Here is a 25789-nt window from a genome sequence, read left to right on the forward strand (position 1 = left end):
CCCACCGCCCCGCACCCCACGCGTGCGGGGCGCGTCGGACCGGGGCCGGACCCGGTTCGCGCGCCGCGCGGCCGGTGATCGGCCCATCTCGTCGCCCGCGCGGAAACACCGCGGCTACAGTGCATGAGTCGTAGTGCCGTCGATGATGTTGGAGGATTCGCAGGCTATGTCGGCCGAGACCCACGAGTTCCAGGTGGAAGCCCGTCAACTGCTGCAGTTGATGATCCATTCGATCTACTCGAACAAGGATGTGTTTCTGCGGGAGCTGATCTCCAACGCCTCGGACGCGCTGGACAAACTGCGCCTCGCCGCCCTGCGTGAGGACGTGCTCGGGGCGGACGTGTCCGATCTGCACATCGGTGTCGACGCCGACGCGCAGGCGAGGACACTGACGGTGCGGGACAACGGAATCGGCATGTCGCGCGAGGAGGTCGTCCAGCTCATCGGCACGATCGCCAGCTCAGGAACCGCGCGGCTGCTCCGTGAGCTGAAGGAGACGGACGACGCGGACGCGGCGGCCGGTCTCATCGGCCAGTTCGGCGTCGGCTTCTATTCGGCCTTCATGGTGGCCGACGAGGTCACCGTGGTGACCCGGCACGCGGGCGAGAGCCGCGGCACCCGGTGGGTCTCGCGGGGGGAAGGCACGTACACGGTCGAGGATCTCGACGAGGCGCCGCAGGGAACCACGGTCACCCTCCACCTCAAGCCTGTCGACGAGGAGGACCAGCCCGAGGACTACACCCGGGCGTGGAAGATCCGGGAGATCATCAAGCGGTACTCCGACTTCATCACCTGGCCGATCCGCATGCCCGCGCAGCGCGACGCGGCGGCCGCACAGGGCGACGGGAGCACCCCGGCCGAGCCGGCCGCCGACGACGTCGAGACCGTGAACTCGATGAAGGCGCTGTGGGCCAGGGCACGGGAGGACGTGTCCGACGAGGAGTACCACGAGCTGTACAAGCGCATCAGTCACGACTGGGTCGACCCGCTGGAGATCATCCGCCTGCAGGCGGAAGGGACTTTCGAGTACCAGGCCCTGCTGTTCATCCCCGCACGCGCCTCGCAGGATCTGTTCACCCAGGGCCACAGCCGCGGACTCCAACTGTTCGTCAAGCGCGTGCACATCATGGACGACTGCGAGCAACTCCTGCCGCCCTACCTGCGCTTCGTCAAGGGCATCGTCGACGCCCAGGACCTCTCCCTCAACGTCTCCCGCGAGATCCTCCAGCAGGACCGGCACATCCAGAGGATGCAGCGGCGTCTGACGAAGAAGGTCCTGTCCACGATCAAGGACATGCGTACCAGCGCCCCGGAGAACTACGCGACCGTCTGGCGCGAGTTCGGCAGGGCCCTGAAGGAGGGCCTGCTCGACGACCACGAGAACCGCGACGCCCTCCTCGCCCTCTCCTCGTTCTCCTCGACCCACGGGGCGGAGCCGACCACGCTGGCGCAGTACGTGGAACGCATGAAGGAGGGCCAGGAGGAGATCTTCCACCTGACGGGCGACTCCAGGGAAGCCATCGAGAACTCCCCTCACATGGAGGCGTTCCGCGCCAAGGGCGTCGAGGTCCTGCTCCTGACCGACCCGATCGACGAGATCTGGGTCACCGCCGTGCCCGAGTTCGAGGGGAAGCGGCTCCGCTCCATCACCCAGGGCGAGGTCGACCTCGGAGGCGGCGAGCCGGACAGCGACGAGACCGAGGACGAGCGCGAAAGCCGGCGGCAGGAGTACGCGGGACTCCTGACCTGGATGACCGGACAACTCGCCGAGGACGTCAAGGAGGTCCGGCTGTCCACCCGTCTGACGGTCTCGCCGGCCTGTCTCGTGTCGGACACCCACGACATCCCCCCGGCGCTGGAGAACATCTACCGCGCCATGGGACAGGACATCCCGCGCACCAAGCGCATCCTCGAACTCAATCCCGGCCACTCCCTGGTCGAGGGCCTCAACAAGGCCCACGGCGAACGCGAGGACGGCGCGGACCCCGGCCTCGCCGAGATCGCGGAACTCCTTTACGGCATGGCGCTCCTCGCCGAAGGCGGAGCGCTGAAGGACCCGGCCCGCTTCACCAAGCTGATGGCGGACCGGCTCTCCGTCTAGAAGGGCGGACGCACCAGAGGGGCCGGCACATCGTGCCGGCCCCTCTTCTCGTAGCGGGGACAGGATTTGAACCTGCGACCTCTGGGTTATGAGCCCAGCGAGCTACCGAGCTGCTCCACCCCGCGTCGTCGGGACGAGTCTACGTCAGCTCGGTCGGCGCCGTGACCATGATCGTTTCCGAGGGGGCCGCATGTCGGAGGACCTGATCAGCGCCCGTCTGCACGCGAGAGTCCGGCGCGACTTCCCGGATGGCGACGTCGCCCGGGGGATCGAGGGTGCCCCGCGCGTGCTGGGAGCCGAGCTCGATTCGTCGCGGCAGAGCGTCGAGCGGCTCCTGGCCGCGGTTCTGATGATCGCCGCGGGAGACGTCGACGGGTTCCGTTCGGCGGTGCGCCTCGCGCGGCTGGACTGGCGCGATCTCCTGGTCGCGGCAGGCCTGGCCGGCGGTGACCGGCCGCGCGTACTCGACGGGGAACTCGGCCTGCCCCGACCGTGAGTCGGAGGTGCGGAGGCACGAGTGGGGGCGGGTACGGAGGCCTCGGCTCAGTGCGCCTCCGCCGTTGTGAGATGGTCGGCGATCGCGGCGAGCAGGGTCTCGCCGTGGACCGCGGGGCCGTCCGTGGCCCAGCACACGTAACCGTCGGGGCGGATGAGCAGGGCCGCGGCGCCCGGACCGGCCGCGCAGGTGGCGCGGACGAGGTCGACGCGCGGCGGGAGGCCGAGTCCGGCCGGGACGGCTCGGGCCAGATCGAGCAGGACGGCGTGCCCCGCGCCGAAGAGCGTCGACAGGCGGGTGGGGCCGGCGGCGGTGACCAGGTCGGCGTCCGGCATGCGCTGCCCGGTGAGCGGGTGGTCGCCGGAGAGGTCGTAGCCCAGCGAGAGGCCGGACATGAGTCCCGCGAGGTGACGGTTGGCGTCCGGGAGCCTCAGCAGGTCGACGAAGATGTCCCGCAGGGCGGCCACGTCCTCGCTCGGGTCCGGGTCCGCCAGGACGCGCTGCGCCGAGGTATGGTGCAGGACCTGCGCTCCTACCGGGTGCCGTTCGGCGTGGTAGCTGTCCAGAAGACCCTCCGGTGCCCGGTCCTGGACGACCGCGGCCAGCTTCCAGCCCAGGTTGAACGCGTCCTGCATGCCGAGGTTGAGGCCCTGGCCCCCCAGTGGCGGGTGGATGTGCGCGGCGTCGCCGGCGAACAGTACGCGGCCGGTGCGGTACCGCTCCAACTGCCGTGTGGCGTCGCTGAACCGGGAGGCGTTGTCCACGGAGCCGAGGGTGGTCCCGGGCCCGTAGAGGATCCGCAGCGCCGCGCGGATCTCGTCGTCGGTGACGGCGGAGGTGTCGCGGGCGATGTCCGACCGGTCCGCGCGGCCGAAGGTGAACCGGTACCGGTCGTCGCCGAGGGGCGCCAGCATGGCCCAGTGGTCGCCCGCTCGGCGCATCAGGGTGCTCATGTGCCCCAGTTGCCGTGGCACGAGGGACGAGACGGAGGCGAGCCGGATGTCGGCCAGCACCGCGTGGTGCGTGCCCGGCCTGCCGGGGAACGGCAGCCCGAGCACCTTGCGCACGGTGCTGTGCCCGCCGTCGCACGCCACCAGATGGCGGGCCCGCACCCGCAGACCGTCCGCCGACACGGTCACGCCGTCGTCGTCGGACTCCACCCCGGAGACGGCGGTGCCGCGGACCACCCGCACGCCGGCCGCGCTCACCCGCTCCTCGAGCAGCTCCTCGATCTCCCACTGGGCCATCGCGATCGGGAAGGGGTGCCTGGTGTCCCAGGGGGTGCAGTCCAGGGCCACGGGAAGGGCGGCGAAGTGCCCGCCGATCGGATCGCGCGGCGTGACCCGCTTCAGCATCGGCTCCAACAGCCCGCGTGTCTCCAGCAGTTCGGCGGTGCGGGGCTGGATCCCGCCGCCCTTCACCTGCTCCAGACGCCGGGGAAGTTTCTCCAGCACCAGCGTCTCGACGCCCGCCAGGGCCAGTTCGTACGCCAGCGTCAGTCCGGTCGGGCCCGCGCCCACCACGACGACCTCGGTCTCGTTCACCGTCACCACCCTCACTCGCTCCCTGCCATTTCTCGTCTCGGAGTAAATGTATACCAGGTGCAGAAATAGTCTCGGGGTAGCAATCTGTTACGGTGGGTGCCGTGGACGAGAAGCCAGGACTGCGGGAGCGGAAGAAGCGACGGACGCACGCGGCGATCTCCGACGCGGCGATCGCACTGTTCCTGGAGCACGGCTTCCAGCAGGTCTCGGTGGCCCAGGTGGCGGAAGCGGCCGAGGTGTCCAAGCGCACGGTCTTCGCCTACTTCCCGGCGAAGGAGGACCTCGTGGTGCACCGTCTCGCCGACCACGAGACCGAGATCGCCCGCGTGGTGAGGGCTCGCCCGTCCGGCACGGACCCGCTGAGCGCGCTGCGCGAGCACTTCCTCCGGGGACTGCGCGACCGGGATCCGATCACCGGGCTCAACGACCACCCCCAGGTGCGCAGGGTCCACCGGATGATCCTCGACGCACCCTCGCTGGTCGCCCGGATGGAACGCTTCAAGACCGGCTCCGAGCGGGCGCTCGCCGAGGCGCTGCGGGAGACGGCGGACACCCCGGAACTCACCGCGCGGTTGGCCGCCGTCCAGATCGTCGCGGTCCACTGGGCGCTGGCGCAGGACAACGCGGATCGCCTGGCGTACGGAGAGTCGGCCGACGCGCGCCAGGCGGGCGCGGTGACCGACGCGGAGCACGCGTTCACACTGTTGGAGACCGGACTGCGCCGGCTGAGCCCCGGCGGGTGACCCTAGTGGGGGAATGCCGTCGGCGTCGGCGAGGGCGGGGGCCTGGTCGAGGCGCGGGGCCGAGGCCCGTAGCGCTGCCGGACCCCTGCTGTGCCCGAGGGGACGGCGCCGAACTCGGCCGGGCCGTCGCCGCGCACCCGGGCGACGTGGAGGCCGCGCTCACCGTGTACGAGCGGGACCTGTGCCCGCAACAGCGCGCCGAGAGCGCCGAGAACGGGGACGGGGGATGCGGGCGGGGGAGTAGGCACCGGCCCCGTGGACCGCACCGGAGCCAGGTGCCTGCGCGACGGCGGTGTCGCCGGGCAAGGGTTCCCTCCGGACGGCTCAAGGCTTACGCGCACGAGCGGCCCGGGTTACACACTGGGTGTGTGCTCGTGCGCCGCTCAGGGAACCCGGTGACTCCAGGTGACCCGGTTCCTCCAGGTGAAAGGAGCCCACGTGACCCCGTCGACGTCAGCGGACGGCGGCCGGACACCGGACGTCCAGGAGGCCGGGGCCGAGCCGGACCCACGGCGGTGGCGGGCCCTGTGGGTCACGCTGGTGGCCGGCTTCATGAGCCTGCTGGACGTCACGATCGTGGCCGTCGCCCTGCCCACGATCCAGCGTGATCTGCACGCCACTCCCGCCCAGGTCCAGTGGGTGGTGTCCGGGTACGCCCTCACCTTCGCCCTCGCCCTGGTCACCGCGGGCCGCCTCGGTGACGCCCTGGACCGGCGCCGCATCTTCCTGCTGGCGCTCAGCGGCTTCGTGCTGTTCAGCGCGGCCTGCGGCGCGGCCCCCGACATCATGCTGCTCGTGGTGGCCCGTCTCGCCCAGGGGCTGGCGGCCGGCTTCATGGCACCGCAGAACTCCGCGCTCATCCAGCAGATGTTCCGTGGCGCCGAACGCGGCCGGGCCTTCGGCTTCTTCGGCGCGACCGTCGGCATCTCCTCCGCCGCCGGCCCCCTCACCGGCGGCGCGATCCTGGCCCTGGCGTCCGGACCGGAGGGCTGGCGGTGGATCTTCTATGTCAACGTCCCCATCGGAATTCTCGCCGTGCTGCTCGGCCGCCGGCTGCTGCCGCGCGTCCGCCGTTCCGGGCGCGGCAGCGTGGACGGGATCGGGGTCCTGCTCCTCGGGCTCGGCGTCCTCGCCCTCATGTATCCGCTGGTCCAGGCGGACTCCGGCGGTATCGGCCACCTGTGGTGGCTCTTCCCCGTCGGCGCCGTGGTCCTCGTCGGCTTCGTCCGGTGGGAGCGCCGCCTCGTCGCCGCCGACAGCCAGCCGCTGCTCGACCTGCGCCTGTTCAGCACCGTCCGCGGCTACGCCGTCGGCGCGGGCGTGGGCACGCTCTACTTCATGGGCTTCAGCGGCGTCTGGCTGGTCTTCGCCCTCTTCTACCAGCACGGGCTCCACTTCTCACCGCTGCGTTCCGGACTCGCCGTCACGCCCTTCGCCCTCGGTTCCGCGGTCGCGGCGGTGGTCGCCGGACGCCTGGTGGAACGGTTCGGGCGCCTGCTCACCGTGGCCGGCCTGACGGGCGTGATCGTCGGCCTCGGGACCACGGCGCTGCTGCTGCGCTTCGTCTCCCTCGACGTAGCGCCCTGGGCGGCCGCCCCGGCCCTGTTCCTCGGCGGTGTCGGCAGCGGATTCGTGGTCTCTCCCAACATCACCATGACTCTGCGGGACGTTCCCGTGCGGATGGCGGGCGCCGCGGGCGGCGCCCTGCAGACCGGGCAGCGGCTCGGCGCCGCGGTGGGCACCGCCGCCCTCCCCGGCCTCTTCTACCTGAGGCTCGACAGGGGTGGTGACTATCGAGGCGCCCTCGTCACGGCGCTGGTCACCGCCCTCGTCGGCACGGCGGCCTGCCTGGCTCTCGCCGCGTTCGACTGGCGGCGCGACCGGCACCACCGGCACCGCCCGTGCCCGGACGAGGTCGCGAACAATCCCGTGCACGCCCGCCAGGACTGAACCCGCACCAGGGGAAAGTTCACGATACGTATGTTTTGCGGCAGAGGTGGAAGGGGAGCAGCGTGGGCGTGCACACCCCGGACCGTGAAACCAGCGACGTCAGGAGCCACCGTGACAGCAGTCCCCGCCCTCACCCTGAACAACGCAGTGCGGATCCCCCAGCTCGGCTTCGGTACCTTCCAGATCCCGCCGGGGGAGACCCGGGACACGACGCTGGCCGCGCTGGAAGCCGGATACCGGCACATCGACACGGCGGAGATGTACGGCAACGAGAAGGAGGTGGGCCAGGCGGTCCGCGACTCCGGTCTCGACCGTGACGAGGTCTTCGTGACCAGCAAGCTGAACAACGGCGCGCACGCGTACGACGACGCCCTCCAGGCGTTCGACCGCACGATGGAGGACCTGGGTCTCGACCGTCTGGATCTCTTCCTCATCCACTGGCCGCTGCCCGGCCGGGGCGACTTCGTGGAGACCTGGAAGGCCATGGAGGAGATCTACCGCTCCGGCCGGACCAAGGCCATCGGCGTGTCCAACTTCCAGCCCCACCACCTGCGCCGGCTCCTCGAGGAGAGCGAGGTGGTCCCGGCCGTCAACCAGGTCGAGGTCCACCCCTACCTCACCCAGGGCGACGTCAGGGCCTTCGGCGCCGAGCACGACATCGCCACCGAGGCCTGGTCGCCCATCGCGCAGGGCAAGGTGCTCGACGACCCGACGATCAACCGCATCGCGGAGCGGGTGGGGAGGACGGCCGCCCAGGTGACCCTGCGCTGGCACATCCAGCGGGGAGACATCGTCTTCCCGAAGTCGGTGACCCCGAAGCGCATCGCGGAGAACCTCGACCTCTTCGACTTCGAGCTCGCCGAGGGCGACATGCGTGAGATCTCCGCGCTGAACCGCGACGAGCGGACCGGCCCCGACCCGGACCGCTTCAACGGCTGACGACGGTTCCGGGCGAGGCCGGAGGCGCGGCCACGCGGGCCCGTGACAGCGGACGGGCTCGTCCACGGGAGAGATCGGAAGCGAGTGGACGAGCCCGACGGCGGTGCGGCGCCTCAGCGCACGCGGACCGTCACCGAGACGGTCTTGAGGACCGCCGGGAGCCTGGTGGTGTCCACCTTCAGGATCTCGCCGCCGTCCTCCTGACCGGTGGGCGGCAGCACCTTCTGGTGCACCGTCCACTTCCCGTCCGGGTCGACGGCGATGGTGTCGATGCCGAAGTCGTCGTCGTTGGACAGGTACAGCGTCCGGCCGGAGTCGTCGGTCGCCACGCCCTCGACCTTGTCGTGCCCGAAGAACGCGCCACTCGGGTCGAGTTGACTCACCAGCGTGCCGACGTCGAGGTACGGCTGCTTCTGCGCGACATGAACACCCGCCGAGGTGAGCGAGGTGAGCGCGGCGTTGGTCCCGGCAGTCCCGACGAGGGCCTCGGGCGACTTCCCGCCGATCGTCAGGCCGCTGACGTCGGTCGCGCCGTCGGTGTCCACCTCGTACAGGGTCTTCTTGGCGAACGGCTCGAAGTTGCCGTCACGTTCGTCGACGAGGAACCTCGTGCCGGACAGCGCGGTGATCTCGCTGCTCGCGGCACCCGTGGTAGCCGGGTTGTCCAGCAGGTACAGGTACTGCTTGGACCGGAACGTGCGCAGGTCGATCGTGACGATACGGGTGGCCGCGACGTTCCCGGCCTTGGTGCTGCCGAGGTCCGGCTGCTGCAGCGCGGCCTGCATGACGCCCACCAGGGTCGAGCCGTCGGGCGTGACCGTCAGGCCTTCCATGCCCTTGTTCTTCGACCGGTTGGCGAGCTCGGCGGGCAGATGGCCGAGGATCTTGTGGTAGGCGTTGTCCGGGCTGTTCCGGTACGGGGTCAGCCGGCCCAACTCGTAGCCGTGCGCGTCGAAGTGGGTGAGGTACGGGCCGTACTCGTCCGACACCCAGAACGTCCCGTCCGGGAGTGCCACCAGGCCCTCGGAGTCGTAGCCGTAAGGGTCCCTGGCCACCGGAGTGGGCGTGCCGCCGTTGGCGTTCGTCGCGGCGACGTCGTCGATCGTCTCGCTCGTGTCGTGCGGCGGGCGGCCGCTGTACGACACACCGCCGAGGCTCTTTGGCCCCTTCAGCGTGATCGTCCTGACGAGCCGGGCCTTGCCGTCGACGAGCCTGAACTCGCCGATCTCGGGAGTGAAGTCGAGGACCATCTCGGACTTGTTGCCGTCCGGTGCGTCGGCGTTGGGGCCGCGGTCGGTGAGACCGTAGAAGTGGCCCGACCGATCCGGTACCGGTGTGAGCGACGAGCCGAAGCCCTCGCCGGAGATCCTGGTGGCGGTGCCGTTCGGACCGGCGACCTGTGCCAGCGGCGGAATGGGGGTCCCGTCCGCCCGGGCGTCCTTGAACAGCTGGACCGCGTCGGTGGCCGTGTAGGTGAAGGTGTCCGTGCCCGTGAAGCCGGACTTCGGGACGTACGAGAACGTGCCGTCCGCGCCGACCGTCACCTTGCCGTTGGCAGGCTCGGTGTGCCGTACGACCGCGGTCGCGCCGTGGTCGTTGCGCAGCACGTTGCCGGCCACCGTGGCGTGACCGGAGAAGGAGTCGGCGACCGGACGGAAGTCGTGGGACGGGGCCGAGAGCCAGCCACCGGCCTGGGCCGCGACCGTGCCTGCGCCCACGGCGGCGAGAGCGGCACCGATCGCGACGGCGATCCGGGTGGGCTTGCGGGAGAAGGGTCTTGGAGTCACACCGAGAACCTGCCGGTCAATGATGAACTCCGAGGGGGCATTTGGTGAAACCTCGATTCCCGGCGAGCCGGTTCTTCGTAATGTTTCGGCCGGTTCGTGCCGCCGGAGGCGACCGTGGACGGTTCACCTCCGGGCCGCCGGCTTCGGGCGGGCGCCGCGAGCCGCTGAGGGCCGTGGCTCCGGGTCCACGGACATGCGCCCGGAACGACAGGCGCGGCAGGTGCGGCACGCACGGCAGGACTGCGTCGTCGAGGGCGCGGCCCCCGCTCCGGTGCCGGGCGCGGGAGAGGGACGAGGACGGGGGGGCCGGGTGTGGGTCGCGCGGGGGCGGCGGCGGATGCCGCGGGTCAGTGCCCCCAGACGTCCGGACCGCCGCCGCGCCACTCGATGGAGGGAGAGGCCGCGACCCCCCGCGGGTCCGCTTCGCCCAGGCCCGCCCGCCGCAGGAAGTCCGCGACGTCCAGCAGTCCGTAGGCCATGCCGAGGAACCGCTCGCCCACCCGGACGCGCCGGCCGCCGTCGTCTCCCGGCGGATACACGATCACGGGCTGCGGTGGGGCCATGCCCCCAGCGTGCGGGGCGCGCACCCGGGACGCACGCCGGGCGCCTCCCGACGGACCGCCGGACGGCCGGACGGGCGATCCCTGGTGGCGGAGCGGTCCCGCGGGGAACACCTGCAGAGCAGACCACACCAGGGGCAACCGGACGGGAAGCAGATGACGCGGATCGCCGCCGTTCACGGTGCCCTCGCACCGCACCGCCGCACCCAGTCCGAGATCACCGACATGGTCGCCCGGACCTGTCTGCCCGCGGGCACCGACCGCCGGGTCCTGGACCGGCTGCACCGCGGCACGACGGTCCGCTCGCGCCATATGACGCTGCCTCTCGAACAGTACGGGGACCTCGCGGGGTTCGGTGCCGCCAACGACGTGTTCATCGCCGCCGCCACCGACCTCGGCGCCGAAACCGTCCGGGGCGCGCTGCGCGAGGCCGCGCTGGCCCCGGCCGACGTCGACCTGGTGGTCTTCACCTCCGTCACCGGCGTGGCCACGCCCTCGATCGACGCACGGCTGGTGGGCCGCCTGGGACTGCGGCCGGACGTCAAACGACTACCCCTGTTCGGACTGGGCTGCGCCGGTGGCGCCGCGGGACTGGCCCGCGTGCACGACCACCTGCTGGGCCGGCCCGACGACGTGGCGGTACTGCTGTCGGTCGAGCTGTGCTCGCTCACCTTCCAGCGCGACGACGCCTCCATGGCCAACCTGGTCGCCACCGGACTGTTCGGCGACGGCGCCGCCGCCGTGGTCGCCCACGGCGCGCACCGTACGGCGAGGACCGACGGGCCCACGATCGTGGACACGCGCAGCCACCTCTACCCGGACACGGGGCGCGTCATGGGATGGGACATCAGGGACTCCGGCTTCCAGGTGGTCCTCGACCCGCGGATCCCGGATCTGGTCCGCCGGTATCTCGCCGACGACGTCGAGGGGTTCCTCGTCGACCACGGGCTCAAGCCGGACGACGTGACCGCCTGGGTGTGCCACCCCGGCGGCCCCAAGATCCTGGAAGCCGTCACCGAGGCGCTCGGCCTTCCCGACGACGCGCTCGACGTGACGTGGCGTCATCTGGCGGCCGTCGGCAATCTCTCCTCGTCCTCGGTGCTCCACGTCCTGCGCGACACCCTCGCCGAACGCCGCCCGCCACCGGGCACGGCGGGGCTGTTGCTGGCCATGGGGCCCGGATTCGCCTGCGAGCTGGTCCTGTTGCGCTGGTAGGCGGGACGCGCCGAGGCCAAGAGAACATCGGGGCACGGGACGTACGCACACAAGGCCTACGCGCACAGGACACACAGAACGTACGGACACACGATGCGGGACCGGGACAAGGCACCTCATGAACTGGTACGGACTGCTGGTGGCCTCGATCGCCGCCGAACGGCTCGCCGAACTCGTCGTCGCCGGCCGCAACGAGCGCTGGAGCAGGGCCCGCGGCGCGATCGTGACCGGGCAGCGCCACTATCCGGCGATGGTGGCCCTCCACATCGGCCTGTTGGCCGGGTGCCTGGCCGAAGTGCGGCTGGCCGACCGGCCGTTCCTGCCCGCGCTCGGCTGGCCGATGCTCGGCGTCCTGGTGGCCGCGCAGGGACTGCGATGGTGGTGCGTCAGGACCTTGGGACCCCGTTGGAACACCCGGGTGATCGTCGTCCCCGGCCTCCCGCCGGTGTCCAGCGGGCCCTACCGTCTGCGCCGGCTGCGGCATCCGAACTACGTCGCCGTCGTCGCGGAGGGCGTCGCCCTGCCCCTGGTGCACACCGCCTGGGTCACGGCGGTCGCGTTCACCGTCCTCGACGCCGCCGTCCTCACCGTACGTATCCGCTGCGAGAACCGGGCGCTGGCGTCCGCGACCGCCTCGCCCTCGACCACCCCGGCCTCCGCGTGATCGACGTGCTGGTGGCCGGCGGCGGTCCGGCGGGCCTGGCCGCCGCCATCCACGCGGCCCTCGCCGGTCTGGAGGCCGTCGTCGTCGAACCGAGGACGGCGCCCGTGGACAAGGCCTGCGGAGAGGGAGTCATGCCGGGCGGTGTCGTCGCGTTGAGGACCCTGGGTGTCGAGGTCACCGGTCACGCGCTGCGCGGCATCCGCTACCTGGACGGCGCCACCCGGGCCGAAGCGTCCTTCCGCGGCGGAGGCGGGCTGGGGATCCGCCGGACGACGCTGCACTCCGCACTGCACGGACGCGCCCTCGGTCTCGGCGTGCGGCTGGTGCACGGCAGGATCGGTGAGGTCCGCCAGAGCGCGGACAGGGTCGAGGCCGGTGGATTCACCTCTCGCTGGCTGATCGCGGCCGACGGCCTGCACTCCCCGGTGCGCCGGAGCCTGGGGCTGGAACTCCCGGGACGGGAGCAAAGCCGCTACGGACTGCGCCGGCACTACCGGGTGGCACCGTGGACGGACTTCGTGGAGGTCCACTGGTCGCGGCACGGCGAGGCCTACGTGACACCGGTCGGGGACGACCTGGTGGGCGTCGCGGTGCTCAGCCGGAGCCGTCGCGGCTACGAGGACCAGCTGGCCGCCTTCCCCGCGCTCGCCGCGTCGCTGCGCGGCCCGGCCACGACGGATGTACGCGGCGCCGGGCCGATGCCGCAGCGGGTGCGGCGCAGGGTCGCCGGCCGGGTCCTGCTCGTCGGCGACGCGGCGGGATACCTGGACGCCCTGACCGGTGAGGGCATCGCCCTCGCGCTGGGCTCGGCCGGGGCTGCCGTCCGCTGCCTCACCACCGGCCGTCCGGCCGCGTACGAGCACACGTGGATGCGACTGACCCGCCGTCACAGACTGCTGACGGGAGCTCTGTTGACGGCAACCAGGCACCCTGCCGGCGCCGCTCTGGTCGTGCCCGCGGCATCCCGTATGCCCCGCCTGTTCGCGGCCGCGATCCGCGCACTGCAGTAGCCGCGACCACGTTCACCCCGGCGGCCGGGGGAACAAGACGACGGACCGATCAGGAAGCGACCTTCGCGCTCAGCCCGTAGTCCAGTTCCCAGCCGTCGACCAGCACCGCCTCGACCGTGCGCGTCAGCGGATCGATGTCGGCGACGATGCCGTCTCCGGCGTAGCGGGGATAGCCCGAGTTCCCTGTCTCGCCCGTCGCCTCGACGACCGCCGAGCGGACGGCCGAGTCGTCGACCGGGGCATCGCCTCGGTTCACGACGTGTTCGGGAACCAGCAGGACCTCGAAGCGCTGCGGCGGATCTGTGGTCATGTTCCGTGTCCCATGGGCTTGTCCTGTCCTGACGTCGGCCTACGAGGTGCGCGACGGGCTCGTAGGAACCGGTGACGCATTCGGTCGGCGGTCTGCCAAGAACCCTGTGACCGGGGGGAGTTCGCTCGTCACGACGGTGGTCGACGGAGCGGGCGGCCAGGCGGGAGGGGGCGCGCGCTCTGACTGGGGGCGCCTCGGGGGCCGGGTGGGTCAGCGGTCGTCGCGTCCCTGGGGCATGGTGCGACGGTCGTCACGGAGTCCGGTGCCGACGTTGCCGCCGCGCCCGGTGCTGACGCTGTCGCCGCGTCCGGTGCTGATGTCGCCGCCGCGGCGGGTGCCGGTGTGGCCGTGGGCGGCCATGGCGGCGGCGACCGCGAGCAGGGTGGCCACGGCGCCGGTGATGAGGTTGCTGATGATGGAACGGGTGTGCGCGACGTCGCCCGCGACGACCCAGGGCGCGACACAGGTCCAGATGCCGATGACGGCGGCGGCCCATGCCATGGAGTGCGTGCGCTCGAAGGAGCTGCCGAGCCCGCCCAGGAGGAGCATGTACGCGATACCGGCGATGAGGTTGGTGATGGCGAGCGTCGTGGAGCCGTTGAAGCCGGCTATCCAGGGGGAGGCCGCGAGGTACAGGCCGGTGATGAGGGCCAGGGCCTCGATCATCTGGGCGCGGGGGGTGGTGACGGCACGGTCGTGCTGGGCCCGGAGTTCCAGCAGGTCGGGGTGCTCTTCGATGGGTGCGTGATGGGTTGACGCCATGATGGCCTCCAGAAGAGAGGTGTGTACCCACCCTCTACCCATAAGCTCCGCATAAATGCTTCTATCCGGCATTCCGGTGGAATGGCGCCTATCGGGCTGTATGGGGGTGGCGGCGTCCATGTGCCATGCCCGGCCCGGCTCGCTCGGCGGTCGGCCCGGCGTCTATGTCGGATCGCCGAAACCAGTCTTCCAGGAGGGCCGTGACCTCGCATGTCGCCATCGGGCCGCGCGGCCGCGGATCAGCCGCCGCGCGCGTGTCATTCCGCCTCGGGGACCGGGCGGCACGCGGTGAGCGTTCGGAGGAAGGCCCGGAGGAACGAGCGGGAGAGGCGCCACGGGCCGCCGGCCCCGGTGCGGCCTCCGGCCCACCGCCCTCGGCGCGTCGGCCCCATCGGCCCATCGGCCCCATCGGCCACGCGGTCGCCGAGTGCCGGAGCGGCTGCGGACGTGACTCGTCAGGCGCCGCCGCGGGCGCTGTTGAGCCGTGCGGCCCGGCGTGTCAGGTGGTCGCGTTCGGCGAGGTCGGTGGCCTCGCGGGCGGCCTCGGCGTACATCCGTGCCGCGGTCGTCAGGTCGCCGTCCCGTTCGTGGAGGTACGCGGCCACCGCCGTGTACCGGGGCAGCGAACCGTCCAGCGCGGCGAGCGCCGCCAGGCCCGCCCGCGGGCCGTCGGCCTCGCCCACGGCCACCGCCCGGTTGAGCCGGACGACCGGGCTGTCGGTCAGGCGCGCGAGTTCGTCGTACCACTCGACGATCTGCACCCAGTCGGTCTCCTCCGCCGTGGGGGCGTCCGCGTGCAGGGCCGCGATGGCGGCCTGCGCCTGGAACTCGCCCAGCCGGTCGCGCGCCAGGGCGCCTTGGAGGATGGCGACGCCCTCGGCGATCGCCCCGGTGTCCCACCGGCCGCGGTCCTGCTCCGCGAGCGGCACCAGACTGCCGTCGGCCCCGGTCCGGGCGGCGCGCCGGGCATGGTGCAGCAGCATGAGGGCGAGCAGCCCCGCCACCTCGGGGTGGTCGATCGCCGCCGCGAGCCTGCGGGTCAGCCGAATGGCCTCGGCGACGAGGTCGACGTCGCCGGAGTAGCCCTCGTTGAACACCAGATACAGGACACGCAGCACCGTGGCGACGTCCCCGGGCCGGTCGAACCGTACGCCGGAGACCGTGCGTTTGGCCCGGCTGATCCGCTGCGCCATGGTCGCCTCGGGCACCAGATAGGCCTGTGCGATCTGGCGGGTCGTCAGCCCGCCCACGGCGCGCAGCGTGAGCGCGACCGCGGACGACGACGTCAACGAGGGGTGTGCGCACAGGAAGTAGAGCTGGAGCGTGTCGTCCACGGCGGGAACCGGTCCGGGGGCCGGCTCCTCGTCGACGGACTCCTCACGGCGACGGCGTCCGGCGTCCGCCCGGGCCGCGTCGAGGAACCGGCGCCAGGCCACGGTGACCAGCCAGCCCTTCGCGTCCCTGGGCGGGTCGGCCGGCCAGACGCGGACCGCGTCGACCAGTGCCTCCTGCACGGCGTCCTCGGCCGCGGCGAAGTCGGCGCCGCGGCGTACGAGGATTCCGAGCACGCCGGGCGTGAGGTCACGGAGCAGCGTCTCGTCCACGTGTCAGGTCACTCCGTCACGGTGGAGTGCGCGCCCATGAAGGGGCGCAGTTCGAGCCACTCGTGGATCGGCCTGCCGCCCGCCCCGGGAGCCGCCGACAGCTCTCCGGCCAGTTCGACGGCGCGTTCGTAGCTGTCGACGTCGATCACCATCCAGCCGGCGATGACGTCCTTGGTCTCGGCGAAGGGGCCGTCGGTGACCGGAGGGCGTCCCTCACCGTCGTACCGGACGAAGGTTCCCTCGGGGGCGAGCGCCTGGCTGTCGACGAACTCGCCGGTCTTCTCCAGACGGTCCGCGAAGTCGCGCATGTACTGCAGGTGGGCCGAGATCTCCTCCGGCGTCCACCGGTCCATGGGCACGTCGTTCGCCGGGGCGGGGGCGCCGCGGTAGTGCTTCAGCAGCAGGTACTTGGCCATCGTGGTTCTCCTCGTTCCTGGTGCGACCCATTGTGGCCGCGTTCTGCACGGGGGACGGAGCGGGCCACGGATTCTCGACATCGCCGGGGCGGATCGGCCGGAATTTTTTCCGGACCGGACGTCGGCCCGGCCCACGCGTCCTTCCCGGGCGACGGGTGTGGTGCGCACACACAGGTGCGCACCACACCGGCGTGGCCCGCACCCGTACAACGTGCGCACCACACCCTCGTGGCCCGTCGGGAAGGCCGCCGGGACGGGTCAGAGCGTGCCGGGCGGCCCGGCCGTCACGAACCGCGTCACCGCGGCCGCGAAGGCCTCCGGCTCCTCCAGGTGACCGAAGTGCCCGCTGTTCTCCAGGACCAGCAGCTCCGATCCGGGGATCAGGCGGTGCAGCTCCTCGGACCACCGCACCCCGCAGATGACGTCGTGCCGGCCGACGACGATCAGGGCGGGCACGGTGAGCGCCCCGAGGTCGGCGCGGTCGTCGATGACGTCGGGAGTGAGGTCCTCGGCCAGCCCCGAGATGTGGGTGGCCCGCACCGAGGCGCGGAAGGGGGCGAACTCCGCCTCCCGGCCCCAGTAGTCCGCGAAGTACGAGGGCAGCAGCCCCCGGGCGACCGCGGTCATCTCCTCGTCGTCCGAGATCGTCGGGATCGCCTGGAAACTCGCCAGGACCTCGGGGAGCCCGGGATGGCCCGCGTGCCGCTCCGCGAATGCCTGCACCAGGCGCATGGCCTCGGCCATGTGCTCGGGACCGGTCAGCGGCGCGCTCTCGTAGAGGATCACGCCCGCCACGCGCTCGGGGTGGTGGAGGGCGTGGTACTGCGCGACGAAGCCGCCGTGCGAATGCCCCAGGAGGTGCACCTCGGGCACACCGAGGTGGTCGACGAGGCCGCCGAGGAAGCGGCTGTAGCGCGAGCGGGTGTAACCGTGGGGGTGGGAGGCCAGACGCCCGGAGGCGCCGCTCCCGACCGGCTCCGGGTACACCATCGTGAGGTCGCGCTCCAGGGCCGGCATGCGCAGGTACTCCCAGTCGATGCCCGGCCCGCCGGAGTGCGCCACGCACACCGGTCCCGTGCCGTACACGTGATAGCGCTGGGTCACCCCGTCGATCTCGACGGTGTGCGTTCCCGCTGCCGTGGGGGCGGTCTCGAAGGTGGTCATGGGGATCTCCGTGTCCGGTAGGTGTCGATGACACCGGCAGGACGCGGGGGAGCGGGCGAAGTTCGATCCGGGCCGCGTGACGCCCGTCACATCGGTGTGAGCGACTGGAGCGCGGGCACCGGCCTCGGGTGCAGGAGACGGAGGCGGAGCGGACGGCCGCCGTTGTCCAGGGTCATCAGCCAGGCCACCGAGGGCGGGCAGTGTCCCGGGTCGTCCGTGGGGCTCAGGAGGTCCATCTCCCAGAGGGTGAGGGACTCGCCGGCCACGGCATGGACGAGGCGCTGGCGGACCCCGGCGTCGAGATCGCTGTCCATGCCGCGCTCCAGGACGCTCCTGTCGCCCACCGGCTCGGACCCTCGGAACAGGGTGATCCCGGGCGACCAGCGCTCAGCCATCAGGGCGCCGAAGTGACCGCTCTCGGCGGCGGCCAGTGTCTCGTGCGCCTCTTCCCGGCTGGCGCGGACGCGCCGCGCGGTGTCGCCGTGCGCGGTGTCCGCCGTGGCGGCGAGGGCGGTCGCGAGCCTGGCCCGTCCCTGGCTGAGCCGGCTGCGGACCGTGCCGACCGGGACCCCGCAGGCGTCGGCGATCCGCTCGTAGGAGTTCACGGTGGTGCTGAAGTGCCGCAGCACCAGGGGCAGGCGCAGGGTGGGGGAGAGCTCCTCCACGGCCGCCCAGATCCAGTCGCGGGTGGTGTGCTGTTCCAGCCACCGCTGCGGATCGTCGTCCGTGGCCGGCATGGGCAGGTCCTCGATCGGCCGGGACGGGACGGCGGAGCGGAGCAGGGATCGGCAGGCATTGCGCACGATCATCCGCAGCCACGCGCCGACGGCCTCCGGGTCACGGACGTCGCGCACGCGGCGCAGCGCGGTGAGGGCCGCGTCCTGGACCACGTCGTCGACGTCGGGCCCCGGACCGAGAATGCTCAGCGCCACCGCGCGCATACCCGCCCGGTGCCGTTCCAGCAGCAGTCCCAGGGCGGCGATCTCGCCCGCCTGCGCGGCGCGGGTGAGCGCCGCGTTCTCGAGGCGTGAGGCATCGCCCGAGTTCTGGTTCATGGGGGTTCCTCTTCTCGTGCCCGCCGTCCCGCGTGACCGTACTACGGGATCGTCGCGGCCCCCGGATCCGGGCTCACCGGCGGATGGCGGGAATGGCTGGACGCCTCGGTGACGACGGCCGTTCCCGTGCGCCGGTTCACAGACTCGCGAGGAGGTCGTCGAGCGGCGCCGGCACCTGTTCAGGGGCGAGGGCGTCGACGAGGAGACGGCCGTATCGGATCTTGCGGCCCCTCTTCGTCCCGAGGAAGCGCCGCAGCTGTTGCCGTCGGGGCCTGCCGTGCTGCGCGGGCTGGCGCAGGAAGGTCCGCCAGGCCCGGAAGTCGCCCTCGGCCTCGATGATCTCCTCGGTCCCCGGTGTACCCAGCGCACGGATCAGCTCGTCCTCCAGATCCGCCGCGCACACGAAGAAGCTCCCGTGCGGCACGCGGGCCCGCTCCAGGCCGCGCGCGTAGAAGCCCCGCTCGCGCTCGTCGCACAGTCCGGCCAGACGGAGGCCGAGGCCGGGAGGCCCGAGCAGCCCGGCGTAGCGCGCGACGCTCATCGCCCCGCCCATCGACACGACACAGACGCCCTCGGCAGCCAGGTCCCGGCCGCGCCGGGCGGCCAGAGCCTCCACGGCGGCGAGGTCGCTCAGGCCCTCCAGCAGGACCGCCGTCCGCACCCCCAGCCGTCCGGCCAGATCGCCCGCGGGCCCGGCGGGACCGCCGGTCGCCCAGACGTCGACCGCGTCCCTGAACGCGTGTAGGTCCGCCATAGGGCGAGTCTGCACCTTCGCCGGGATCACGTCAGGTGATTATGCGGCCGCTCGCTTCCCAGGTCAGGCGTCTCCGAGGTCCGAGCGGCTCGTACGAGGACCGGCCGCGGGCCGGAGCGTTCTCGCGTACCGGTCGTCGGAGGATGCGCCACGGCTCGCCGCCGGAAGCGCATTCCCCTCCGGGGCGGGCGTCTTCACGGCCGTCGGGGAGGGTGACGCCGGCCGGATCGGACCGGGGGAGCGGGGTGCTCCCGGCCGCGGTCGCTGCGGGGCCGTGCCGGGGACGACCACGTCGTCCTCGTGCCCCGTCCCGCCTTCGGCGGGCCGTCGAGGAAGCTGTGCCGGACGTCCTGAGGCGCACACGTCCAGCCGTCTCGCACGCGCGCGGTCCGGTCACGCATGTTCTCTTCAACGATGTAAATCATCCTGGTGGACACCCGCGGGAGCCGTGCGGACAGGGGGACTTGGGAGGTCCCCGAGAATTCCGGACGCGGACCGTGCGGGGTGGACGAGCCGAGCGGTCGACGTGAGGAAGGAGCCGCACATGAGGCCACGTTCAGTGAGGCGACGGCGGAGATCCCTGAGGGAACGGATCGGACCTGCCGTGGTCCTGTGCACCATCGCCGCCCTGACGGCGACCGGTGCAGGTCCGGCACCGGCGGACGGGCCACCCGGTCACCGAAGGATACCGACCGTCACGGCGGGGAACCCCGCTTCGAGATCCTCTCGCCGACGCTGATCCGCACGGAGTACGCCGGTGACGGGACCTTCACCGACGCCTCGACGTTCAACGCCATCGGGCGTGACGGATTCACCCCGACCGAGTACACCGCCCGTACCTCCGGCGGCTGGCTCACCGTCAAGACGCGGTCCATGACGCTGCGTTACAAGGTCGGCTCGGGTGAGTTCGACGCGCGGATCTCTCCGTGCGCCTGACGGCCGGCGACGCCCCGGTGACCGCCACCCCGTGGCACCGACTGACCTGTGGGCTCGGCGCCCTGTGCGAGGCGGAGAACCTGCGGACCGACGGCGTCTCCGTCGCCTCCGACCACAAGGGCTACACGGGGAGCGGCTTCGCCGCCGGGTTCGAGGGCACCGGCAGCTCCCTGTCCGCCGACATCGATGTCAAGAGCAGTACGCCACCGCCACGGCCCGGACCCTCGGCCGCGGGTTCGTCCTCTCGCGCGCCTACGGGTCCCTCCAGGCCGGCCGGGTACAGCGGCCAGCAGGCGCTGCCCACCGGCCCCTGGGCGGACAAGCGCACCACGGTGCACTTCACCGGCGACACCTCCTCGACCTGGGGAACGCTGAAGTTCGAAGTCGGCTATACCCCGGGCGAGTCGGCCGCGACGGGGATGGCCGCCATCACCCACGACATCGGCGGTCACAACGACACCACCGGTCTGACGGGGGCCGAGACCTACACCGAGGGCGGCCAGACACGTACCACCCACAAGCTGCCCGACGACCTGTACGCGCGCTGGGTCCAGTTCGGTACCTTCCAGCCCGTCGACCGCCTGCACAGCAACCACAGCGACCGGCTGCCGTGGCAGTACGGCGCCGAGGCCGCCAAGTCGGCGGAGAAGTTCCTCAACCTGCGCGAGAACCTCGTGCCGTACACCTACACGCTGGCCGAGGAGGCGAACCGCACCGGCGTACCGATCGTCCGGCCCGCCTACCTGGAGTACCCGGACGAACCGCAGTTGTACGCGACCGCCGACAGCGAGTACTTCTACGGCTCCGACGTGCTCGTGGCCCCCGTCACGGCCCCCGGGTCCTCCGCCACGACCTCGGTGTGGTTCCCGCCCGGCCGGTGGACCGACTACTTCACCGGCAGGACCTACGCCGGCGGAACCACCGAGCAGATCACCACCGGCCTGGACACCATGCCGGTGTTCATCAGGGCCGGCGGCGTCCTGCCCACCAGGACGCACGACGTCGCCCACGACGAAGACAGCCCGCTGACGGACGTCACCCTCACCGTCGCCGCGGGCGGCTCGGGGGCCACCGGCCTCTACGAGGACGACGGGACCGCCACGGGCAGGGGCCACAGCGCCACGACCGAGATCCGGTACAAGGAGACCGGCGGCCGCCACACCCTGTCGATCAGCCCCACGAAGGGCTCGTTCCGCGGTCAGCCCGCACAACGCCGGTGGACCCTCTCGATCATGGGGGCGAGCGAACCCACCCCAGTGCCACGGGTGTCGCCCTGTCACCGCACGACTGCCACTGGGACGCCGCGTCGGGGACACTGACCGTCACCCTGCCCCGGCACTCGGTGCACGCCCCGATCACGGTGACCTACCGGTAGGGGCCGACGGCGATCCGGCCCCGCCCCCGCCGCGGCGGACCCGCCTCCAGCGGGCCCGCCGCGGCCATGGTCCGACGCATGGCGAAGCCCTCGCCCCGGCGGGCCACAGCGGTCCGACGGCTACTCCTCGCGTTCGAACTCCGCCTGGGCACGCTGGGCGTCGAGATCCTTCTGGGCGGTGGTGTAAAGGTCGTGAACGAACTTCTCGGCCTTCTCGCCGGGCGGCTCCCCGGTGAGCTCCTTGAGCCGGTCGACCCACTTTTCGGAAGGTTCGGTCATCGCGGCCTCCTCGCGGACGCTGCGGCCTGCCGAGGGGACGGCCCGGTCCATGGGCGTCCACCGTGGCACCGTGGGGATCGCGGAACCCGTGCACCGACAGCCCGCACGAGAATTTTACGCCTCCGGGCTGTTCCCGGCGTCCGGACCCCCACGGCCGCGGTGACCCGAAACCCACCGCACGCGTACGGTCAGCGGCCGGCCGGTGACTCCGGGACGAGCCCGGGACGGCGGCTCAGATCGTCGCCGTAGAGGGCGGTCAACTCGCGGCCCAGAACGGGCGCGACGGCCTCCGCGTAGGTCTCGCTGAGGTGACTGTCGTCGCGGTAGACCAGGGTGTCGCCCACCACCACGGGGCACCCACCGGTGCCGCAGAGCCAGGGGACCGGGTCGATCACCGAGACGTCCGCGGCCGCCGCCGCGTCGGTGATCTCACGCTTCTTGCCGGGGTCCTTGACCGCGTCCACGACGAGCGACGAGCAGCGTTCGAGGTCCAGCGGATGGGTCCCCGCGCAGTCGACCGCGTCCTCCTTCGGCCAGGGGGTGTCCACGACGGCCAGCACCTCGGCGCCGCTCCTCGCCAGTTCCCGGTACGTCCGTGCGAAGCCGTCCGTCCACTGACGGCGCGGGTCGCCGGACGGCCGGGCCAGATCCGCCGAGTCGGACGAGGAGGTGATCACCAGGGCGGGGCGCAGGGCCCTGATCCTGGCCAGCTGCGCCGTCCGCCACCGGTCGCAGGACACGTACGGCCGGCCCTGGTAGACGGTGGTGACCGTGGCGACCTTGCACGACGCCTTGGTCATGGAGACGAGCTTCCAGTGGCGCTCCCTGGCCAGCCGGTCGAGCGCCGGGAACCACTGGGCCGCGTGCGAGTCCCCGAAGAGCACGACGACCTTCGACGCGGACCGGTCCCCGTAGACGCATGGCGGTGTCGCCGTGCTCTGGTAGCCGATGTGGCAGGCGTCCCGGTAGACCGCCGAGAGGGTTCCCCTGATCCCGGTGAGCCCGGGTGTCAGGTTGCTCGGCAGACCGTGAGGGGGGCTGTCCAGCAAGGTGGACAGTGCCGCCCGCGGGTCCGCCGCCCCGGCGAGCATGCTCCTCAGCTCCGGGGCGGCCAGGTCCGAGGCGATGGGCGGCGGGAAGCTCGCCGCGACCAGTGCGACGGCCGCCGCGCCCGCGGCCAGCCCCGCCCCCAGCCCCAGCGCCCGTAGCGGCCGGCCGCGGAACACCTGGTGGAACCGCACCGGATTCTCCACCAGGTGCAGCGTGAGCCAGGCCAGGAGCAGCGCGAGCGCCGCCGAGACCAGCCCGAACGGGGCGGTGGCCGGCCGGTCCAAGGCCATGGGGAGGATGACCAGCACCGGCCAGTGCCACAGATACCAGCTGTAGGAGAGCCCGCCGAGCCACACGGCCGGCCGGAGGGAGAGCACCAGGCCGGCGCCGTACCGCGCGGGCGAGCAACCGCCCGCCAGCACCAGCGCGACGCCGAGCACCGGGACGAGGGCGTAGTAGCCGGGAAACGGTGTGTCGTCGTCGAAGCGGGCCGCCGCCACCAGCAGGGAGACGAGCCCGATCCAGCTCATCGGACCGGACACCCAGGTCGGCAACCTTTCCAGCCTGCCGACGGAGAGGGCGAGCAGCGCGCCGACGCCGAGCTCCCAGAAGCGGGTGTGCGAGCCGAAGTACGCCCAGGACGCCGAGACGCCCGTCACGTGCACGTTCAGCGCGAAGGACGCGAGGCACAGCATCGCGAACGGCACGGCCACGAGCCGCTTCCGGCGCCGCGCGAGCTTCCAACCGGCCCACAGGAGCAGGGGCCAGACCAGGTAGAACTGCTCCTCCACCGCCAGCGACCAGAAGTGCTGGAACGGCGACGGCGGGCTGTCCGCGTTCAGATAGTCGGTACCGGCGCTCGCCAGCCGGAGGTTCACCACGTAGAAGGTGCTGCTGAGCGCGTCCCCCACGTACTCCTCGAAGCGGATCTTCGACAGAAAGAGCCAGGCACCGCAGAGCGTGACGAGCGCGACGACGGTCGACGCGGGCAGCAGCCGCAGCGCCCGGCGGGCATAGAATCTCCGCACCGATATGCGGCCGTCGCGGACCAGTTCGCGCAGCAGCAGCGAGGTGATCAGAAAGCCCGATATCACGAAGAAGACATCGACCCCGATGTAGCCGCCCGCGGCATGGCGGACGCCCGCGTGGGCGAGGACGACCAGCGAGACCGCGAGGGCGCGCAGCCCCTGGATGTCGAGACGCAGAGGGGCTTTCCCCGCCGCCTGGGAAGGCGTTCCGGTGCCCGGACCACCCGCTGTCGGGCCGCAGTCCCGGGCGTGCGGTCGGGATGCCGGCGCCTGCGTCGCCCTCACTGCGGGCCAGGCGGCACGAACCACGGGGATCTCCTCCGAACGATGGCCGATGAGCGCCGAACGGCACGGCGTCGCTGATCAGACCGACCATCAAGAGGAAGGGTTGCGGCAAACAGGCCTGGTCCGGCCCTCCCGGCACCTTTCTTCGTCGAAGCCCTACCCGCCGTTCCCGAACCGTTCATCGGACCGAGTCCAAGGGACCCGGTCGCGCATGTTCGCCGGTCATCGCGGGTCCTCGTCGGTCGTCGCAGCCCGAGGTTCCCTCCTGTGGCCGTGGCCGTGGCTGTGGGCGTGCCCCTGCCCATTCCCGGAACGGACCGCGGGCCCGGACCGTCCGGTCCGGGCCCGCGGTCCGGGCTCAGAGGTGTGTGCGCCGGGACGTCACTCGTTCACGGTGATGTGCCTGGCCAGCACGGTGACCCTGAGTTCGCCGTGGTCGACCCACTGCGGGAAGGCCAGCGTCTTGTGCTGGGTGGAGGCCGGCGGGGTGATCTCGAGGTACGAGGCGTGCACCGCGCCGGAGGTGCCGGTGTTGGCGTGGCTCCAGGAGACGACCGCTTCGGCGCTCTCGCCGTCCTTGAGGGTGAGGGTCTTCTTGGCCGGGCTGGCCGCGTACCAGGTGTCGCCCCAGTAGGTGTGGGAGGCGAGCGCCTTGTGCGCGGAGTTCTCCAGGCCCAGACCGGGGAAGCCGCGCAGGGCGCAGGTCCGGCCGCTGAGGTTGCGCAGGTTGATGACCACACCCTGATGGTTCATGCCTCCGGCCAGTGCCTTGCCGAAGGTCGCCTTCAGCGCGGACGCGGAGCAGGTCGGCGTGGCCTTCGTGCTCTTCGCGCCACTGCCGGTCGCGGCCTGTGCGGCGGCCGTACCGGCGAACCCCAGTGCGGCGACGGCAGCCCCCGCGAGCAGTACCCGTCCGACGCGGCGGCCGCGGCCGGCAGTGGCCACGGGACGGTCGGCGTTCCGGTAAGCGTTCATCGCAACGATCACACTCCATTCGATTCCCGGCGGCGCGGCCGCCGTGGGTGGCCGCGAGCCGTCTTCTTGCCCTCTACATGTGTTCGATGCGCCGATCGGCGACAAAGTTCGCGACGGCGGCGAAAAACTTCGGCCCGGTACGGCGGGGGAGAGGAAATCCAGGTGCCCGAGGGGCGTTGGGCCCCATAACCTCGGGCCATGGACGCTGCTGGAGGCCTGCTCGACGTCATTGATGTCGAAGCGACATGCTGGCGCGGACAGCCGCCGTCCGGCGCGGTCAGCGAGATCATCGAGATCGGGCTGACGGTCGTCGATCTCCGCGCCGGCGAGCGGGTCGGCAGGCATCGCCTGGTGGTCCGTCCCGCCCGGTCCGTCGTGAGCGACTTCTGTACGGAGCTGACGGGCCTGACGCAGACCGAGGTGGACCAAGGCGTGAGCTTCGCCCAGGCCTGCCGGACGCTGGCGGCCGAACACGGCGCGGGGACACGGCCCTGGGCTAGCTGGGGCGACTACGACCGCAAGCAGTTCGTCCGGCAGTGCCGGGCCACCGGAGCGGGCTACCCCTTCGGGGCGGGGCACACCAACGTCAAGGCGGTGTTCACCGAGGCGCACGGACTTCGCAGGCGACCGGGGATGGCGGAGGCCCTGCGTGTGGTCGGCCTGCCGCTGGAGGGACGTCACCACCGCGGTGACGACGACGCCTGGAACATCGCGGCCCTGGTGCTCGACCTGGTCGGCCGCGGTTCCTGGCCCGTCGCGCAGGTCGTCTGAGACCTTTCCGTCAGGA

23 protein-coding genes, 1 tRNA gene and 1 pseudogene are annotated in these 25789 nt (G+C 71.9%); 11 read left to right on the forward strand and 14 right to left on the reverse strand.

Annotated features, from left to right (window positions below):
• The first annotated feature begins 166 nt into the window (after positions 1–166).
• Complete coding sequence (gene htpG / locus OG776_RS39500; RefSeq protein WP_329323477.1) at positions 167–2101, forward strand: molecular chaperone HtpG; 1935 nt, start codon at positions 167–169, stop codon at positions 2099–2101.
• 51 nt (positions 2102–2152) lie between these two features.
• On the opposite strand, the gene OG776_RS39505 is transcribed toward htpG, so the two are convergent.
• Positions 2153–2226: transfer RNA gene (locus OG776_RS39505), tRNA-Met, on the reverse strand.
• A gap of 65 nt (positions 2227–2291) precedes the next feature.
• Between OG776_RS39505 and OG776_RS39510 the strand changes: the two genes are divergently transcribed.
• Positions 2292–2597 (forward strand): hypothetical protein, encoded by a 306-nt coding sequence (locus tag OG776_RS39510; protein WP_329323478.1) that lies wholly within the window; start codon positions 2292–2294, stop codon positions 2595–2597.
• Between the two features lie 47 nt (positions 2598–2644).
• Here the strand turns inward: OG776_RS39510 and OG776_RS39515 are convergent, their stop codons facing one another.
• On the reverse strand, positions 2645–4150 hold the full coding sequence (locus tag OG776_RS39515; protein WP_329323479.1) for an FAD-dependent monooxygenase: 1506 nt from the start codon (positions 4148–4150) through the stop codon (positions 2645–2647).
• Between the two features lie 83 nt (positions 4151–4233).
• Between OG776_RS39515 and OG776_RS39520 the strand changes: the two genes are divergently transcribed.
• From OG776_RS39520 to OG776_RS39530, 3 genes are all read left to right on the forward strand, one after another.
• A complete protein-coding gene (locus OG776_RS39520; protein ID WP_148011191.1) occupies positions 4234–4884 on the forward strand; it encodes a TetR/AcrR family transcriptional regulator in 651 nt (216 codons plus the stop codon).
• Positions 4885–5322: 438 nt separating this feature from the next.
• Positions 5323–6834 carry an MFS transporter gene (locus OG776_RS39525; RefSeq protein ID WP_329323481.1) on the forward strand — a complete coding sequence of 504 codons (1512 nt, stop codon included), beginning with the start codon at positions 5323–5325 and terminating at the stop codon, positions 6832–6834.
• A 111-nt stretch (positions 6835–6945) separates the two neighbouring features.
• Positions 6946–7773, forward strand: a complete 828-nt coding sequence (locus OG776_RS39530; RefSeq protein WP_148011193.1) for an aldo/keto reductase — start codon at positions 6946–6948, stop codon at positions 7771–7773.
• 113 nt (positions 7774–7886) lie between these two features.
• On the opposite strand, the gene OG776_RS39535 is transcribed toward OG776_RS39530, so the two are convergent.
• Positions 7887–9560, reverse strand: coding sequence for an esterase-like activity of phytase family protein (locus OG776_RS39535; protein ID WP_222723811.1), 1674 nt, complete (start codon positions 9558–9560; stop codon positions 7887–7889).
• A 347-nt stretch (positions 9561–9907) separates the two neighbouring features.
• Positions 9908–10123 (reverse strand): hypothetical protein, encoded by a 216-nt coding sequence (locus tag OG776_RS39540; RefSeq protein ID WP_148014781.1) that lies wholly within the window; start codon positions 10121–10123, stop codon positions 9908–9910.
• Positions 10124–10276: 153 nt separating this feature from the next.
• On the opposite strand from OG776_RS39540, the gene OG776_RS39545 reads away from it, so the two are divergent.
• The 3 genes from OG776_RS39545 (at position 10277) to OG776_RS39555 (ending at position 13009) form a co-directional block, all read left to right on the forward strand.
• Positions 10277–11335, forward strand: coding sequence for a type III polyketide synthase (locus OG776_RS39545; protein ID WP_148014780.1), 1059 nt, complete (start codon positions 10277–10279; stop codon positions 11333–11335).
• A 118-nt stretch (positions 11336–11453) separates the two neighbouring features.
• Positions 11454–11999, forward strand: coding sequence for an isoprenylcysteine carboxyl methyltransferase family protein (locus OG776_RS39550; RefSeq protein WP_148014779.1), 546 nt, complete (start codon positions 11454–11456; stop codon positions 11997–11999).
• Positions 11996–13009 (forward strand): NAD(P)/FAD-dependent oxidoreductase, encoded by a 1014-nt coding sequence (locus OG776_RS39555; protein ID WP_148014778.1) that lies wholly within the window; start codon positions 11996–11998, stop codon positions 13007–13009. Before OG776_RS39550 ends, OG776_RS39555 begins: the two co-directional genes overlap by 4 nt.
• Positions 13010–13058: 49 nt before the next feature.
• On the opposite strand, the gene OG776_RS39560 is transcribed toward OG776_RS39555, so the two are convergent.
• From OG776_RS39560 to OG776_RS39590, 7 genes are all read right to left on the reverse strand, one after another.
• Positions 13059–13319: a hypothetical protein gene (locus OG776_RS39560; RefSeq protein WP_148014777.1), complete on the reverse strand. Its 261-nt coding sequence runs from the start codon at positions 13317–13319 to the stop codon at positions 13059–13061.
• A 210-nt stretch (positions 13320–13529) separates the two neighbouring features.
• On the reverse strand, positions 13530–14081 hold the full coding sequence (locus OG776_RS39565) for an SPW repeat protein (protein ID WP_329323482.1): 552 nt from the start codon (positions 14079–14081) through the stop codon (positions 13530–13532).
• Positions 14082–14536: 455 nt separating this feature from the next.
• Complete coding sequence (locus OG776_RS39570) at positions 14537–15685, reverse strand: RNA polymerase sigma factor (protein WP_148011163.1); 1149 nt, start codon at positions 15683–15685, stop codon at positions 14537–14539.
• An 8-nt stretch (positions 15686–15693) separates the two neighbouring features.
• The gene (locus OG776_RS39575) at positions 15694–16101 is read right to left on the reverse strand and encodes a YciI family protein (protein WP_148011162.1); all 408 of its coding nucleotides are present in this window, start codon (positions 16099–16101) and stop codon (positions 15694–15696) included.
• Positions 16102–16359: 258 nt separating this feature from the next.
• Complete coding sequence (locus tag OG776_RS39580) at positions 16360–17265, reverse strand: alpha/beta fold hydrolase (RefSeq protein ID WP_148011161.1); 906 nt, start codon at positions 17263–17265, stop codon at positions 16360–16362.
• A gap of 86 nt (positions 17266–17351) precedes the next feature.
• Positions 17352–18320: an RNA polymerase sigma factor gene (locus OG776_RS39585; protein ID WP_148011160.1), complete on the reverse strand. Its 969-nt coding sequence runs from the start codon at positions 18318–18320 to the stop codon at positions 17352–17354.
• A gap of 136 nt (positions 18321–18456) precedes the next feature.
• Positions 18457–19074 (reverse strand): TOPRIM nucleotidyl transferase/hydrolase domain-containing protein, encoded by a 618-nt coding sequence (locus OG776_RS39590; protein WP_148011159.1) that lies wholly within the window; start codon positions 19072–19074, stop codon positions 18457–18459.
• 612 nt (positions 19075–19686) lie between these two features.
• On the opposite strand from OG776_RS39590, the gene OG776_RS39595 reads away from it, so the two are divergent.
• Together OG776_RS39595 and OG776_RS39600 are read left to right on the forward strand one after the other, a co-directional pair.
• Positions 19687–20010 (forward strand): hypothetical protein, encoded by a 324-nt coding sequence (locus OG776_RS39595; protein WP_261994696.1) that lies wholly within the window; start codon positions 19687–19689, stop codon positions 20008–20010.
• 193 nt (positions 20011–20203) lie between these two features.
• Positions 20204–21385 (forward strand): annotated as a pseudogene (locus OG776_RS39600) (TIM-barrel domain-containing protein); the annotation flags it as partial.
• A gap of 120 nt (positions 21386–21505) precedes the next feature.
• Here the strand turns inward: OG776_RS39600 and OG776_RS39605 are convergent.
• From OG776_RS39605 to OG776_RS39615, 3 genes are all read right to left on the reverse strand, one after another.
• Positions 21506–21664 (reverse strand): hypothetical protein, encoded by a 159-nt coding sequence (locus OG776_RS39605; RefSeq protein ID WP_187285752.1) that lies wholly within the window; start codon positions 21662–21664, stop codon positions 21506–21508.
• A 188-nt stretch (positions 21665–21852) separates the two neighbouring features.
• The gene (locus OG776_RS39610; RefSeq protein WP_329323484.1) at positions 21853–24051 is read right to left on the reverse strand and encodes an acyltransferase family protein; all 2199 of its coding nucleotides are present in this window, start codon (positions 24049–24051) and stop codon (positions 21853–21855) included.
• Positions 24052–24408: 357 nt separating this feature from the next.
• Complete coding sequence (locus OG776_RS39615) at positions 24409–25002, reverse strand: DUF4232 domain-containing protein (protein ID WP_148011158.1); 594 nt, start codon at positions 25000–25002, stop codon at positions 24409–24411.
• Positions 25003–25200: 198 nt separating this feature from the next.
• On the opposite strand from OG776_RS39615, the gene OG776_RS39620 reads away from it, so the two are divergent.
• Entirely contained in the window at positions 25201–25773 is a 573-nt protein-coding gene (locus OG776_RS39620; RefSeq protein ID WP_148011157.1) for a 3'-5' exonuclease, read from the forward strand.
• Positions 25774–25789 lie beyond the last annotated feature (16 nt).

The organism is Streptomyces sp. NBC_01689 (genome assembly GCF_036250675.1).
Taxonomy (GTDB): Bacteria; Actinomycetota; Actinomycetes; order Streptomycetales; family Streptomycetaceae; genus Streptomyces.

What these genes read in the sequence shown, in the direction of transcription:
- OG776_RS39550 (WP_148014779.1), top strand. Translation starts at nt 11,454, where the DNA reads ATGAACTGGTACGGACTGCTGGTGGCCTCGATCGCCGCCGAACGGCTC.
- OG776_RS39620 (WP_148011157.1), top strand. Translation starts at nt 25,201, where the DNA reads ATGGACGCTGCTGGAGGCCTGCTCGACGTCATTGATGTCGAAGCGACA.
- OG776_RS39560 (WP_148014777.1), bottom strand. Translation starts at nt 13,319, where the DNA reads ATGACCACAGATCCGCCGCAGCGCTTCGAGGTCCTGCTGGTTCCCGAA.
- OG776_RS39585 (WP_148011160.1), bottom strand. Translation starts at nt 18,320, where the DNA reads ATGAACCAGAACTCGGGCGATGCCTCACGCCTCGAGAACGCGGCGCTC.
- htpG (WP_329323477.1), top strand. Translation starts at nt 167, where the DNA reads ATGTCGGCCGAGACCCACGAGTTCCAGGTGGAAGCCCGTCAACTGCTG.
- OG776_RS39540 (WP_148014781.1), bottom strand. Translation starts at nt 10,123, where the DNA reads ATGGCCCCACCGCAGCCCGTGATCGTGTATCCGCCGGGAGACGACGGC.
- OG776_RS39545 (WP_148014780.1), top strand. Translation starts at nt 10,277, where the DNA reads ATGACGCGGATCGCCGCCGTTCACGGTGCCCTCGCACCGCACCGCCGC.
- OG776_RS39605 (WP_187285752.1), bottom strand. Translation starts at nt 21,664, where the DNA reads ATGACCGAACCTTCCGAAAAGTGGGTCGACCGGCTCAAGGAGCTCACC.
- OG776_RS39510 (WP_329323478.1), top strand. Translation starts at nt 2,292, where the DNA reads ATGTCGGAGGACCTGATCAGCGCCCGTCTGCACGCGAGAGTCCGGCGC.
- OG776_RS39615 (WP_148011158.1), bottom strand. Translation starts at nt 25,002, where the DNA reads ATGAACGCTTACCGGAACGCCGACCGTCCCGTGGCCACTGCCGGCCGC.
- OG776_RS39575 (WP_148011162.1), bottom strand. Translation starts at nt 16,101, where the DNA reads ATGGCCAAGTACCTGCTGCTGAAGCACTACCGCGGCGCCCCCGCCCCG.
- OG776_RS39565 (WP_329323482.1), bottom strand. Translation starts at nt 14,081, where the DNA reads ATGGCGTCAACCCATCACGCACCCATCGAAGAGCACCCCGACCTGCTG.
- OG776_RS39590 (WP_148011159.1), bottom strand. Translation starts at nt 19,074, where the DNA reads ATGGCGGACCTACACGCGTTCAGGGACGCGGTCGACGTCTGGGCGACC.
- OG776_RS39580 (WP_148011161.1), bottom strand. Translation starts at nt 17,265, where the DNA reads ATGACCACCTTCGAGACCGCCCCCACGGCAGCGGGAACGCACACCGTC.